Annotated in this window: 18 protein-coding genes; 5 read left to right on the top strand and 13 right to left on the bottom strand. The window is 63.7% G+C overall.

Going from position 1 to position 13142, the window contains the following annotated elements:
- Nucleotides 1-71: 71 nt before the first annotated feature.
- The 5 genes from PKE80_RS02250 to PKE80_RS02270 form a co-directional block, all read right to left on the bottom strand.
- Entirely contained in the window at nucleotides 72-1280 is a 1209-nt protein-coding gene (locus tag PKE80_RS02250; protein WP_271181100.1) for a type III PLP-dependent enzyme, read from the bottom strand.
- Nucleotides 1281-1696: 416 nt separating this feature from the next.
- Nucleotides 1697-2875: a carboxynorspermidine decarboxylase gene (locus PKE80_RS02255; protein WP_271181101.1), complete on the bottom strand. Its 1179-nt coding sequence runs from the start codon at nucleotides 2873-2875 to the stop codon at nucleotides 1697-1699.
- Nucleotides 2876-2891: 16 nt separating this feature from the next.
- Nucleotides 2892-3242, bottom strand: coding sequence for a DMT family protein (locus PKE80_RS02260; protein ID WP_008828838.1), 351 nt, complete (start codon nucleotides 3240-3242; stop codon nucleotides 2892-2894).
- Between the two features lie 5 nt (nucleotides 3243-3247).
- Entirely contained in the window at nucleotides 3248-3691 is a 444-nt protein-coding gene (locus PKE80_RS02265; RefSeq protein WP_271181102.1) for a hypothetical protein, read from the bottom strand.
- The gene (locus PKE80_RS02270) at nucleotides 3691-4902 is read right to left on the bottom strand and encodes a saccharopine dehydrogenase family protein (RefSeq protein ID WP_271181103.1); all 1212 of its coding nucleotides are present in this window, start codon (nucleotides 4900-4902) and stop codon (nucleotides 3691-3693) included. Before PKE80_RS02270 ends, PKE80_RS02265 begins: the two co-directional genes overlap by 1 nt.
- 232 nt (nucleotides 4903-5134) lie before the next feature.
- On the opposite strand from PKE80_RS02270, the gene PKE80_RS02275 reads away from it, so the two are divergent.
- From PKE80_RS02275 to PKE80_RS02295, 5 genes are all read left to right on the top strand, one after another.
- A complete protein-coding gene (locus PKE80_RS02275; RefSeq protein ID WP_271181104.1) occupies nucleotides 5135-6349 on the top strand; it encodes a BtaA family protein in 1215 nt (404 codons plus the stop codon).
- A 6-nt stretch (nucleotides 6350-6355) separates the two neighbouring features.
- Entirely contained in the window at nucleotides 6356-6997 is a 642-nt protein-coding gene (locus PKE80_RS02280) for a class I SAM-dependent methyltransferase (RefSeq protein ID WP_271181105.1), read from the top strand.
- A 188-nt stretch (nucleotides 6998-7185) separates the two neighbouring features.
- The gene (locus PKE80_RS02285) at nucleotides 7186-7866 is read left to right on the top strand and encodes a DUF2490 domain-containing protein (RefSeq protein WP_271181106.1); all 681 of its coding nucleotides are present in this window, start codon (nucleotides 7186-7188) and stop codon (nucleotides 7864-7866) included.
- 269 nt (nucleotides 7867-8135) lie between these two features.
- Nucleotides 8136-8381: a hypothetical protein gene (locus PKE80_RS02290; protein ID WP_271181107.1), complete on the top strand. Its 246-nt coding sequence runs from the start codon at nucleotides 8136-8138 to the stop codon at nucleotides 8379-8381.
- A gap of 211 nt (nucleotides 8382-8592) precedes the next feature.
- Nucleotides 8593-8799 carry a hypothetical protein gene (locus tag PKE80_RS02295; protein ID WP_271181108.1) on the top strand — a complete coding sequence of 69 codons (207 nt, stop codon included), beginning with the start codon at nucleotides 8593-8595 and terminating at the stop codon, nucleotides 8797-8799.
- Between the two features lie 203 nt (nucleotides 8800-9002).
- Here the strand turns inward: PKE80_RS02295 and PKE80_RS02300 are convergent, their stop codons facing one another.
- From PKE80_RS02300 to PKE80_RS02335, 8 genes are all read right to left on the bottom strand, one after another.
- Nucleotides 9003-9338, bottom strand: coding sequence for a hypothetical protein (locus tag PKE80_RS02300; RefSeq protein WP_271181109.1), 336 nt, complete (start codon nucleotides 9336-9338; stop codon nucleotides 9003-9005).
- 227 nt (nucleotides 9339-9565) lie between these two features.
- Nucleotides 9566-10147, bottom strand: coding sequence for a F0F1 ATP synthase subunit B family protein (locus PKE80_RS02305; RefSeq protein WP_271181110.1), 582 nt, complete (start codon nucleotides 10145-10147; stop codon nucleotides 9566-9568).
- On the bottom strand, nucleotides 10140-10634 hold the full coding sequence (locus PKE80_RS02310) for a F0F1 ATP synthase subunit B family protein (protein WP_271181111.1): 495 nt from the start codon (nucleotides 10632-10634) through the stop codon (nucleotides 10140-10142). The genes PKE80_RS02305 and PKE80_RS02310 overlap by 8 nt, the downstream gene beginning before the upstream one ends.
- Nucleotides 10635-10738: 104 nt before the next feature.
- Nucleotides 10739-10963 (bottom strand): F0F1 ATP synthase subunit C, encoded by a 225-nt coding sequence (locus PKE80_RS02315; protein ID WP_008833283.1) that lies wholly within the window; start codon nucleotides 10961-10963, stop codon nucleotides 10739-10741.
- A 48-nt stretch (nucleotides 10964-11011) separates the two neighbouring features.
- Nucleotides 11012-11794 carry a F0F1 ATP synthase subunit A gene (locus PKE80_RS02320; protein ID WP_008833284.1) on the bottom strand — a complete coding sequence of 261 codons (783 nt, stop codon included), beginning with the start codon at nucleotides 11792-11794 and terminating at the stop codon, nucleotides 11012-11014.
- Between the two features lie 55 nt (nucleotides 11795-11849).
- Entirely contained in the window at nucleotides 11850-12170 is a 321-nt protein-coding gene (locus PKE80_RS02325; RefSeq protein WP_008833285.1) for an AtpZ/AtpI family protein, read from the bottom strand.
- A gap of 348 nt (nucleotides 12171-12518) precedes the next feature.
- Complete coding sequence (locus PKE80_RS02330) at nucleotides 12519-12896, bottom strand: YdbL family probable chaperone protein (protein ID WP_271181112.1); 378 nt, start codon at nucleotides 12894-12896, stop codon at nucleotides 12519-12521.
- Nucleotides 12896-13138, bottom strand: a complete 243-nt coding sequence (locus tag PKE80_RS02335) for a YnbE family lipoprotein (protein WP_051211603.1) — start codon at nucleotides 13136-13138, stop codon at nucleotides 12896-12898. The genes PKE80_RS02330 and PKE80_RS02335 overlap by 1 nt, the downstream gene beginning before the upstream one ends.
- Nucleotides 13139-13142 lie beyond the last annotated feature (4 nt).

Consider the following 13142-nt stretch of genomic DNA (forward strand, 5'->3'; position numbering starts at 1 on the left):
TCGCCCACGCAAACGAAAACCCCCGGAACCATCGGTCCCGGGGGCCTCTCGTTATTCGATCGTGAGCGAAATCAGCGCAGCGAGACGACGTTGTCCGAAACGCGCGGATCCTTGCGGCCGGTGTAGAGGCTGGCCATCGGCTCGTCCTGGGCAAGGACGACCTCACCGCCGCCGAAGCCGTTGAACGCCGTGCGCATGGCGGCACCATAGGCACCCAGCATGCCGACCTCGATCCAGTCGCCCGCCTTGATGTCGGCGGGGAGCAGGAACGGGCCTTCCATGAAGTCGGCATCGTCGCAGGTCGGGCCGTAGAAGGAGAACTCCTTCAGCTCCGACGAACGCTCGCTGTCCTTGGCGATGGCCTTGACCGGGAAGCGCCATGCGACGTGCGCCGCATCGTAGAGCGCGCCGTAGGCACCGTCGTTGATGTACAGTTCGTCACCGCGACGCTTCTCGACCTTGACGATCAGCGAGTTGTACTCGGCCGACAGCGCGCGGCCAGGCTCGCACCACAGCTCTGCGTTGTAGGCGATCGGCAGCGCCTCGAAGTGGCGGTGGATGATCGCGAAGTAGTCTTCGAGCGGCGGCGGCTCCATACCCGGGTAAGACGAAGGGAAGCCCCCGCCGACATCGACCATGTCGATGACCACGCCGGCGGCCGCAATGGCCGCACGGGCACGCTCAAGCGCCTGCACGTAGGCGAACGGCGTCATCGCCTGCGAACCGACGTGGAAGCACACGCCCAGCCAGTCGGCGACCTGACGAGTGGCCTGCAGCAGTTCGCCCGCATCGGCGACGTCGATGCCGAACTTCGACGCGAGGCTCAGCTCCGAATACTCGGACGACACCCGCAGACGCACGCAGAGGCGCAGGTCGGTGGCGGTGTTGCCCTCGGCATCGGTGGTGGCTTCGACGATCTTCTCGACTTCCTCGAGGGTGTCGAGGCTGAAGGTACGCACGCCGTGCTGGAAGTAGGCTTCGCGGATCGCGCTGGCGGTCTTGACCGGGTGCATGAAGCACAGGGTCGCGTCCGGCAGGACGCCGCGCACCATGCGCACCTCGGTGATCGAGGCGACGTCGTAGTGCGTGATGCCGTTGTCCCAGAGGATCTGGACGAGGTCGGGCGACGGGTTCGCCTTCACCGCATAGAGCGACTTGCCCGGAAACTTCGTGGCGAAGAATCGGGCAGCGCGCGCCGCAGCATGCGGGCGGTTCAGAATGACTGGTTCGTCAGGCGCGAGGGTGCGCGCTACGGCCGGTGCGTCGAGGAATGCGTGCAACTCAAGGGACCCCCAAACGGTGTGTTAACAGACAAGAGCTGCCTTGCGGTTTGGAAGTCCCCATGGGGCAGCGAGGGGCGGGATATAAGGCTCAGGACATGAATCGCAAGTGAAAAACGGGGACTTTCACAAAAACGTCATCTAGCCGGAAGCGGGCGCCGAACCGGGCGTACGATCTCATGAAATTCCGTTTTTCTGCAGCGGCTTGCATTGATCCACTCCATTGCAGCGTGATGACACCCCAGTGACAGTCAGGCCGTCCGTGTCATCGTTTGCAACGCGGCAAGGCGCAGGATCGGTTCCGGACGATTCGCCTTAACGGGATTGGCTGCATCATGAGCGCGGCGGGCGGATGCAGCTTCGCACACACCCGCCCCTTTTCATGCTTAATGATCGTATCCGAATACCTCCGGGGTTCAGCTCAGACGGCCGCGGAAATCGTCGTAATCGAACCGGCGCACGCATTCGAGCGCGTCGGTTTCCGAATCCCACAGCCAGATCGACGGCAGCGGCACGCCATTGAACGTCGTCGTCTTGACCATAGAGTAATGCGCTTGGTCGAGGAACGCGAAGCGCTGTCCGGCTTCGGGATCGGCCGGCAGCACATAGTCGCCGATCACGTCGCCCGCGAGACACGACGGGCCGCCGAGACGTATGGCCTCGGCTGCATCCTCACCGCGCTCGCCCAGCATGGCGGGGCGATACGGCGCCTCGATCACGTCGGGCATGTGGCACGTGGCGGAAATGTCGACGATCGCCACCGGCATGCCGTTCCAGCCCACGTCGAGCACGGTGCCCACGAGAATTCCGGCGTCCAGGGCCACCGCCTCGCCCGGTTCGATGTAGATTTCGGCACCGGCATCCTCGGCCATGTCGGCGAGGAATTCGATCAATTCCTCGCGCTGGTAATCCGCGCGGGTGACGTGGTGGCCGCCGCCGATGTTGATCCACTTGAGCTGGCCGAAGAACGGCTCGAGGAAGTCGAAAACCTTGTCCCACGTCCGCTTGAGCGGCTCGAAGTCCTGCTCGCACAAGTTGTGGAAGTGGATACCGTCGATCAGGCCGACGTGCTCCTCGGTAAGCTGGTCGATCGGGAAGCCAAGGCGCGAGTGCGGGGCGCTCGGGTCGTACTTGGGGACTTCGCCCTCGGGGTGCAGCGGGTTGACGCGCAGACCGATGTCGAAGCTCTCTCCGCGCGCGCGGGCGCCTTCGATGAAGGGCCAGAAGCGCTCGATCTGGGCGGGCGAGTTGAAGATCACGTGGTCGGAGAGGCGCAGGATCTCGTCCATGTCCTCCGCCTTGTAGGCCGCGCAGTACGTGGCGATCTCACCGTCGTAGAATTCCGAGGCGAGGCGCGCTTCCCACAGGCCCGAGGTGCAGACGCCGTCGAGATACTCGCCCACGATCGGCGCGGTGGACCACATCGAGAAGGCCTTCAGCGCCGACAGCACCTTCGCGCCAGACTGTTCGCCGATGTCGCTCAGGATGCGCAGGTTCGATCGCAGCTTGGCGGCATCGACCACAAAGGCGGGGCTATCGACGCGCGACAGGTCGAAGTTCGCGAAAGCGCCCGGATCGCCGGCTCTGGTTTCCATGATGCTTAGTCCCAAGTCAGCCCAGCGGGCCTTTGAAGATGAACCACGCCCCTGCCCCGACAAGGCAGAAGCCGACGATCTCGTTCCAGCCCGGCTTCTGCCCGAACAGCGCCCAGGCCACGAGCACGAAGCCCAGCAGCGAGAACGCCTCCTGCATGACCTTGAGCTGGCCGAGCGAATAGGCGGAACTGCCGATCCGGTTGGCCGGAACAGCCAGACAGTATTCGAAGAAGGCGATGCCCCAGCTCATCGCGATCGCCACCCACAGCGCCTTTCCGGGCACCTTGAGGTGGAGATACCACGCCGTGTTCATGAACAGGTTGGAGCCCGCCAGCAAAGCCACGGGCGCGACGAAGGACCAGTTCATGCCGCTCAGTCGACGCAGATCGCATAGGCGGACTTGCCGCCCTTGATCTCCGCATAGCAGCCGAACAGGCGATCATCGGCCTGGCATTGCCCGGTCGCCGCCTTGTCCGGCGCTACCGAACCCGCACTGCCCACGCACTTGCCCTCGCACTGCGCGGAATCGGTGCACTGCCTGCCCGCATCGGCATAGGCGTGCACGCACATCTCCATGCCGAGCATCCCGCGCCGCTGCACCGTGCCGCCCCCGGAGGTGCAGGCCGCCTTGTCCGCCGCGCTCATCTCGCGCGCATAGGACTGGTTGCCTGCAGGCTCGGCGGGACCGGTCGGCGCCGTGGGCGTGACCGGCCCGGGCGCAACAGGGCCGGGTTTGGGCGCTTCGGCGGGAGTGCAGCCACCCAGCGCCAGCGCACCCAGCGCGGTCAGGAACAGGAGGCGCGAGCGGCCGCCCATCAGAACGGAAGCGGCTCGGACAGTTCCTCGACGGTCCACGGCAGGCCGTGCTTGTTGAGCATGTCCATGAAGGGATCGGGGTCGAACTGCTCCATGTTGAACACGCCCTCACCAACCCAAGCACCCGTCACGACCATGGCCGCGCCGATCATCGCGGGCACGCCGGTGGTGTAGCTGACGGCTTGGTTGCCGGTCTCGGCATAGGCGTCTTCGTGATCGCAGATGTTCTTGATGTAGAACGTCTTTTCACCCGACCCGTCGAGCGCTTCGCCGGTCGCGATGTCGCCGATGTTGGTCTTGCCCTTGGTCGTGGGTCCAAGCGATGCAGGCTCGGGAAGGACCGCCTTCAGGAACTGCAGCGGCACGATTTCCACACCATTGTAGATCACCGGGTCGATGCGGGTCATACCCACGTTCTGCAGCACGGTGAGGTGCTGGATGTACGCATCGCCGAAGGTCATCCAGAACCGGCCGCGCTCCATTTCCGGCAGGAATTTCGCAAGACTTTCAAGCTCTTCGTGGTACATCATGTACATGTTCTTGGGGCCGACCCCCTCGAAGTCGAAGCTCACCTTCTTGGCCATCGCCGGGGTCTCGACGAAGTCGCCGTTCTCCCAGTGGCGGGCGGGCGCGGTCACTTCGCGGATGTTGATTTCCGGATTGAAGTTCGTCGCGAAGGCCTGGCCGTGGTCGCCGCCGTTGCAGTCGAGAATGTCGAGCGTGCGGATGGTCTTCAGCTTGTGCTTCTTGAGCCACATCGCGAAGACGCTGGTGACGCCCGGATCGAAGCCCGAACCGAGCAGCGCCATCAGGCCCGCTTCCTTGAAGCGCTCCTGGTAGGCCCACTGCCAGTGGTACTCGAACTTGGCCACGTCCTTGGGCTCGTAGTTCGCAGTGTCCATGTAGTGCGTGCCGGTCGCAAGGCAGGCATCCATGATCGCAAGGTCTTGATAAGGCAGGGCAAGATTAACCACCAGCTTCGGACCGATCTCGCGGATCAGGGCCGAGGTCGCCGCCACGTCGTCGGCGTCGATGGCGTAAGTGCCGATCGTCACGCCGGTGCGCGCCTTGACCGATTCCGCGATCGCTTCGCACTTCGACACCGTGCGGCTGGCGAGATGAATGTCCGAGAAGATATCGGGATTCATCGCCATCTTGTGGACCGCGACCGATCCGACGCCGCCCGCGCCGATCACCAGAACCTTGCTCATCAACCTGTCTCCATTGCGGCATCAAGGCCCTGAAGGCCAATCGAAAGCGCGCCATATAGGGCCGTTCTGTGACAACTCAACTGTCCGGCACACAAGGTGCGCATAACGGCGCTCAACGGCACCCAAGTGGCCTATAGCACGCCCACAGGTGTCATAAACCGCCTTCGACCCGTCATCACCCGGTCACCGCACGGTGTCATCCGCGCCGCATCCCTACGAAGGAGCCGACGCCATGACCAACCTCCGTTCCAATCTCATCGAGAACGCGGTCGTCCGCGACGAAGCATCGCGCAAGAGCAAGCTGCTCGACAAGGCGTTCGCCATGGCCTTCAAGGGCCTCGTCTACGCACAGATCTGGGAGGACCCGGTCGCCGACATGGCGGCGATGGAGATCACGCCCGACAGCCGCATCATCACCATCGCCAGCGGCGGCTGCAACGCGCTGTCCTACTTGACCGCGAACCCGGCGGGCATCACCGTGGTGGACCTCAACACCGCGCACATCGCGCTCAACAACCTGAAGCACGCGGCCGTGCGCCACCTCAGCCATGCCGAAGTGCGCCGCTTCATCGCCGAGGCCGACCGCGCCGAGAACGTCGCGCTCTACCGCGAGAAGCTCGCCCCGCATCTCGACGAAGCCACCCGCCGCTACTGGGAAGGCCGCGACCTCGTCGGCCGCCGCCGCATCGGCGCCTTCACGCGCGGCGTCTATCGCCACGGGCTGCTCGGCGGCTTCATCGGCGCAGCGCATGTCATCGCCAAGCTGCACAAGGTGAACCCCGCCGAGATTCTCGACGCCGGCTCCATGGAAGAACAGCGCCGCATCTTCGACGAGCGCATCGCCCCCGTCTTCGAGCGCCGCTTCGTGCGCTGGCTGACCAAGCACCCCGCCTCGCTGTTCGGCCTCGGCATCCCCCCTGCGCAGTACGACGCGCTGGCGGGCGGCCAGTCGATGGCCGACGTGCTGCGCGGCCGGCTGGAGAAGCTGGCCTGCCACTTCCCGGTCAACGACAACTACTTCGCATGGCAGGCGTTCTCGCGCGGCTACGGCAAGGGCACCGAAGCCCCCCTGCCCCCGTACCTGCAGGAAGCCAACCTGCCGCTGGTCCGCGACCGCCTCGACCGGCTGGACTTGCGCCACGCCAACTTCACCCATGTCCTCGCCGCGGCAGACGACGCCAGCTACGACCGCTACGTCCTGCTCGACGCGCAGGACTGGATGACCGACGCGCAGCTTACCGAACTGTGGACCGAGATCACCCGCACCGCGAAGCCCGGCGCCCGCGTGCTGTTCCGCACCGCCGCCGAACCCTCGCTGCTGCCCGGCCGCGTGCCCGATGCCATCCTCGACCGCTGGAATTACCGCGTCGAGCAGTCTCAGGCGGCGACGCTGGCCGACCGCTCGTCGATCTACGGCGGCGTCCACCTCTACGTGTTCAAGGGCTGAGCCCGCATGGCAACTCTCGCCCCAGACCACGCCGCGTTGATGGACCGCATCTACCGCTGGCAGCACCCGATCTACGACCTGACGCGCAAGTACTACCTGTTCGGCCGCGACCGCCTGATCGACGAACTCGACGCCAAGCCCGGCATGGCGGTGCTGGAAATCGGCTGCGGCACCGGTCGCAATCTCGCGCATGTCGGCAGGACGTGGCGCGGGGTGCAGCTGTTCGGCCTCGACATCTCCAGCGAGATGCTGCGCGCCGCGCGAAAGACTCTGGGCACCAGCGGCACGCTGGCCCTGGGCGACGCCTCCCGCTTCGACGCCCCCGCGCTGCTGGGCCGCGAAGGCTTCGAGCGCGTGATGCTCTCCTACGCTGTCTCGATGATCCCCGACTGGCAGGCTGCGCTTTCTCAGGCCGCCGCGACGCTGGCCCCGCGCGGGCGCCTTCACGTGGTGGACTTCGGGGACTTCTCCGGCCTGCCCAGCCCCTTGCGCAAGCTGCTTCTCGGCTGGCTGGCGCGGTTCCACGTTTCGCCCCGGCTGGACCTTGCCGATGTGGCGGGCCGCGTCGCTCGCGAGCAGGGGCTGACACTGGAGGTGCGGCGCGGGCCTTTCGGATATTACCAGATGGTGCGGCTTTCCCGACCTTGAAGACAATAAGGGGAATGCGAGGGCCATTGCCCTCGCGCTCCCGGAACTGGCGACGTTGTGCGCGCAGCATCCTCTGCGCTCGCTTCGCCGAGTGTAAGCAAAGAGTCATACCGCAGAAGCGCCACAGACATTAAACTGTCACAATTTAGACATAATGGGCGCACTTCACCTTGGGAGGGAAATGCCGAATGCGCTCGATCATCCATGGCCTATGCACGCTCGGCGTGGTCTTCATCGCCACGCCCGCCTGCGCATCGGAGGATGAGCAGCTCTGGGTCGGCAGCTCCGCCACCGTCAAGCTGAGCGACAAGTGGCGCTTTTCACAGGAAGTGATCGGCCGCTTCAGCAACGATCGCGACGGGCTCTACGAAGTCGAGTCCAACTCCATGATCGGCTACAAGGTCGCCGACAAGGTGACCGTGTGGGTCGGCTATACCCACGATCCGAACTACAACGCCGGTCATTTCGCGGTGATGGAACATCGCGGGCGGCAACAGGTCACCTTCGACAACATCGTGAAGATCGGCCCCGGACAGCTGAGCGCCCGCCTGCGCGTCGAGGAACGCTGGCGTGAAGGCGTCGGCGGCACGGCGTACCGCCTGCGCCCTTACGTCAAGTATGTCTTGCCCTTCCAGAAAGGCGGCAAGACCGCGCTGGTACTCAGCCACGAAAGCTTCATCGACCTCAACGAGACCAACTTCCAGCGCGTGCAGGGCGAGGAGCGCATGCGCAACATGATCGCCGTGACCACTCCGCTGGCGAAGACCGTGAACCTCGAGGTCGGCTATCTTCACCAGCACGGTTTCCGCCCCGACGCCGACGACAGCAACGACAACGTCGCCTCGGTTTCGCTGGGGTTCAATTTCTGAAACCGTGGGCGGGACAGGAAGTCTGGTTTGGGTAGAATTGTGAACCGCTAAATTCGTCATTGCGAGCGCAGCGAAGCAATGACGAGATGCGGGAAAGCATCCGATGTAAGTGGACAGGCGCCATCGCTCGCACCCTGCTCATGCTGGGCTTGTCGAAGAATGGAGAGCCACGGCGCCCGGCCTCGGGGGCTTCGACAAACTCAGCCTGAGCGGGATGGGAAGGTCAGCTTTGGCTGGGGAGCGGTCGTTGTATAAGGCAGGTTGAAGGCATGACGAAAGACGATCTCGCAGAACGCCTCGCCCTAGAAGGCATCGCACCGTCAGCTTATGACCTGAGCGGCGCAGGGCGTTCTGAGAGCTACGTCTTTCGCGAGCAATCAAGTGATTGGGCCGTATTCTACAGCGAGCGCGGTTTGCAAACGGGGCTCCGCGTTTTTGCAACTGAAACCGAGGCCTGCGGCTACTTCATCCAGCTTGTAGCCAGCGATCCCACCACCAGAGCGGCGCTAGACTGAACGACCGACTTGGGGCGTGTCCGGTCAGGCTGCATTTCTTCCCGAGCGGCGAGTACCGGACGGACGGCTATAGAGCGCAGCGCTCGCCGCCCGGAATGGCGAAAACGGGTGGGAAGCCGACATAGTCCTACAGGACTTTGCCCTGTCGGTAGGCAACCTTTGCGTTGCCTTGCACCTTGGTCCCGCGTTTCGTGATCGACACAGCCGGTATATGGTCGAGGCGCGTAATGAGAATGCCGATGAAGTCGGAAACATCTCCCTGGACTCCACTGGTTTCGACGTGAATTGCAAGAGCATCAGGATCGGTGCCGTAATTTCGCACGACAGCGCCTTCTCCGAAAATGCTTCGTGCGGCCTCGCGAATGAAGGAAGCCTGCTCTCGGGCAAGTTCACATGGTATCTGTGGTGGCATTGGTGATTTAGCGGAGAAGGCATAGCCACTTCTTAGTGCCCCGCAGCAATGTCCGCAAAGTGGCGTGTCCGGTCAGGCTGCATTTCTTCCCGAGCGGCGAGCACCGGACGGACGGCTATAGAGCGCAGCGCTCGCCGCCCGGAATGGCGAAAACGGGTGGTTAGCCGACGTTCAGTTTACGGCTACAAGAAGTCAAAAGCTGCCGCTGGTTATGCGATGGCGATCCGTGGCTGCACACGCTGAGCCACCATCATCAGCAAATCGTAATCGGTATTCGCCAAGGTCATATAGCTAAGACCATGCTCGTAATAAACCCGCAGCGATGCTCCTTCAAATAGCAAGGTCCCCTCGACGAAGTCCTCGTCTTCGATATAGTCGGGAAGCGAGAGAGAACGGGCCGGGTTTTGTCCTAGCGCCTCTGCGATCTCAACAAGCATGGCGCGGAACGGCGCCTTATAGTTGAAATTATCGAGCACCCAAAAAACGAGTGTCCAACCGCCCTGCGGATTAGGCGTGATCTCCAACGGGGCTTCGACCTTAATCATCAGCCGCATGATGACGGCTATCAGTCATCACGTCCAGACGCCCGGATGGCGACAAAGGGGCGCTTACCGAAGGTCTCCTCACCTTCCATACGGCGCTCTCCGAAGCTCATCGCCCGCCACAACGTTACACCGCAAGGTGATCTCGCTAGATCCCTTGAGGCCACACACAAAAAAGCCCCCGTCCAAGGACGGAGGCTTCTTGATCCCACCCGCAAGGGGTCAGGAAATCAGATCCCGGCGATCGCCTGGTCCACCAGCACCCTGTCGGCGGCGGCGGAGTGGTTCGCGGCGATCAGGCCCTTAGCGGCAGCAGCGGCGGCAGCGGCAGCCTGGTTGCGCAGCTGGGTCACGGCAGCGAACTCGGCTGCGGTGATCTTGTCCTGCGCCATCTTCTCGCGGCGGGCGATGGTCTCGGTGGTGTCCGCCTCGGCCTTGGCGACGATCGCCTCGGCTTCGTGACGGGCATGGTCGAGCATCGCGGCGGCGTCCTTCTCGGCGTTCGCGATCTTGTCCGCGTACTCCTTGCGAAGGGCTTCCGCCTCGGCGCGCAGCGACTTGGCTTCGGCGAGCTGGGCCTTGATCTCGGCGATCTTGCCGTCGAGACCCTTGCCGATCATCTTCGGCACGCCCTTCCAGGCCAGGATCGCGAGCAGCACGATCATCGAGCTGCTGACAACCGCGACCGGCGGCGCGAAGCCGAGGAACAGCGGTTCGGCGTGATGCTCCGTCGAAGCGTGCGTTTCCGCGCCGCTCACTTCGGCAGCTTCATGGTCGAGGCCGTGCTCGACGGCGGCGTTGGCGTCAGCCATGGACCAGGTTCTCCTTCACGGCGCCGCGCACGGCGTCGTCGCCCAGCGACAGGCCGGCGATGCGGCTGACGATGTCGCGGGTCGCCTCAGCGGCCACGGTCTCGATGTCGTCGGCAGCGGCACGGCGCGCCTCGGCGATGCGGGTTTCCGCACCGGCCAGAGTGGCGTCGATCGATGCCTGGGCGACGGCGAGGCGCTGCTCGGCAGCGGCTGCGGCCTTGGCACGGGCGTCGGCGATGGTGCCCTGCGCCGAAGCGCGGTTGGCGTTCTCGCGGGTGCGCCAGGAGGCCTCTTCGGCATCGGCCTGGGCACGAGCGGCTTCGGCTGCCTTGAGGTCGGCGGCGATCTGGTTGTCACGGCTGGCGACGGTGTCCATCACCTTCGGCACCATGCCCCGTCCAACGACGAAGAAGGTGATACCGAAGAAGATCAACAGCCAGAAGATCTGGCTGGAGTAGAACTCGCCTAGCTGAGCGATCTGAGGCATGGGTTCAGCCCTGTCTCGAAGGAAGCCGGAAAAAATCTTGCCGGAAATCCCGGCCGCCTCACCAAAGGGTCAGGGCGGCCGGAAATCCGGTCAAACGCGAGCGATCAGGCGAAGATCAGCAGCGCGGCAATGACGAACGAAAGCAGGCCGAGAAGCTCTGCACCGGCGAAGCCGATGAACAGGCGACCCTGCTGGGCGTCAGCGGCGCCCGGGTTGCGCAGCGCGCCTTCGAGGAACTTGGCGAAAACGTTGCCCACGCCGATCGAGGCGAGGCCGGCACCGATTGCAGCGAAACCGGCTCCGAGCAGCTTTGCAGCTTCTGCGTCCATATCAAAAACTCCCTTTGGTGTGCCCGCAAGTGAGGCGAAAAAAGATGATCAGTGAAGGTTCTCGGCGTCGTTGAGATAGACGCAGGTGAGAAGAGCGAAGACGTAAGCCTGGATGCCGGCGACCAGCAGTTCCAGCGCGCAGATGCCGACCATCAGCACGAAGCTGGGAATGCCGGCGATCGCGAACATGATCGGACCATTGTTGCCGCCCGAGATCACGAAGCTGGAAAGCACTTCGAGCAGCACGTGGCCGGCCATCATCGCGACGAAGAGTCGCAGGCCGAGGCTGAACGGGCGCACCAGGAACGAGATCAGCTCGACCACGAAGATGATCGGGATCATCAGCGCCGGCGTACCGTGCGGCACGAAGAGCGAGAAGAAGTGTAGCTTGTGCTTGGCGAAGCCGACGATCAGCACGATCGAGAACGACAGCACCGCGAGAACCCCCGTGGCCGAGAAGTGGCTGGTGAAGGTGAAGGCGTGAACGCCCAGCACGCCCAGCGGCATCAGGCCGAGGAAGTTCGCGAAGAGGATGAACATGAACAGCGAAAAGATGTACGGAACGTACTTCTTGCCGTTTTTGCCGACGTTGGCGGCCAGCATGCCGTCGATGAAACCGGTGAAGGTCTCCACCGCCATCTGCCAGCGACCGGGCACCAGCTGGCGCTTCATGCCGCCCGCAACGAACACGATCAGCGCGAGGGTGGCGATGGCCATCCACAGCGCACTGTTGGTGAAGGCGATATTGTAACCGGCAATGTTCCAGTCCGCGCCCGCCAGCTTTTCAAGCTGGAACTGGTGCATCGGATCGAGCTTCGCTTCGGCTGCCACGCGCGATTACCCCTGTCGCCTATTGAACCACAGCGCCCCCTTACCCATTTTCGGGTCAGTCAGGACGCTGGTTCGTAATCCGTAATATGTTCCTGAAGGCAATACCAATTCCCACGAACAGCATCACCATCAGACTCAAGGCCATATATCCGCTGAAATGGCCGATGAGCCATCCCAGGAACAGACCGCCCGCGACACCTCCCAGCAATTCCGAAAGCACCCGGTTGCCCATGCGATAGCTCGCATCGGTTTCCGCGCCGGCTTTCGGTCGGTTGCGTTCCTCTTCCCGCTCGCGAAGGGCCTTCAGCCTTTCGTCGAGCGAATCGATGCGCGCATCCTCGCCAACAGGGTCTCGTGCAGGTTGCTCGTCGGTCATGTCACGTCCTCCTCACGATGACAGGAACGTTAGACACAAACGACGGCTGCCCGCCAAGAGCACCGGCCCCTTAGGGTGGGGCTTATCCCGAGTCAACCGGGGCGGCGGCTCCACGGTGCCTGTTGTTGACAGGACACGGGGCCAGGATGCGGCGCAGGTGAAGTAGAACTGCGGCGATCATCCGAATACCGCAATGGCGATGCAGCCGGAATGGACACGAAAAAGGCCGGAAAAGCGTGCCCGCTTCCGGCCTTTTCTTGATTCGTCAGTGACGCGGCGAAAGTGTTTAACGGAGCGACCTAGTACTTTTGGCCGCGCGCCGTTTTCACCGCCTTATGGAGATCAATGTCACGGACAGCGCGGATCGAGTTCCGGCGCACCGGCGCTGCGCGTCTTCCACGAACCGTCGAGGCCTTGGTACTTCTCGCCGGGCTTGGTGTCGCGGATCAGCTTGCAGCCGGTGGTGAAGGCGTATTCCTCGATCGTGCTCTTGCCCTGGGCGGCGGTGGTGTAGACCGAGCGGCGCTTGTTGTTGATGTCGCGGACCATGGCGGAGATGTCCCCGCCGCCGCTGATCACGCCGAGGTAGCCGTCGCGCTGCTCGCCGACCTGCCCGGCCGCGCGAGCCGCGACGTATTCCGGCGAGCGCTGCGCATAAGCCGTGGACGCACCGGCGACGGCGAGAACCGTGGTGGCTGCGGCGGCAATGAAACGAATGCTCGTCATCAGAAAATGCCCTTGTTCTCGTCCACCGTCTTGGCCGCGTCGGCGGCCAGGCGATAGACGACTTCCTGCCGGATGTTGATGTTGAGTTCGATCACGATCGGCTTGTCGGGCGCTGCAACCTGAATGCAGCCTCCGAGACCGAAAGCGACCGCCATCACCGTCGCGGCCATCATTGCGGCGCGAACGGCGCGCCTGCCGGACCGTGTGCCCACCTGCTGCTCTGTCGAATACCCGTCGATCATCGCC

The sequence above is a fragment of the Novosphingobium resinovorum genome, assembly GCF_027922145.1.
Taxonomy (GTDB): Bacteria; Pseudomonadota; Alphaproteobacteria; order Sphingomonadales; family Sphingomonadaceae; genus Novosphingobium; species Novosphingobium resinovorum.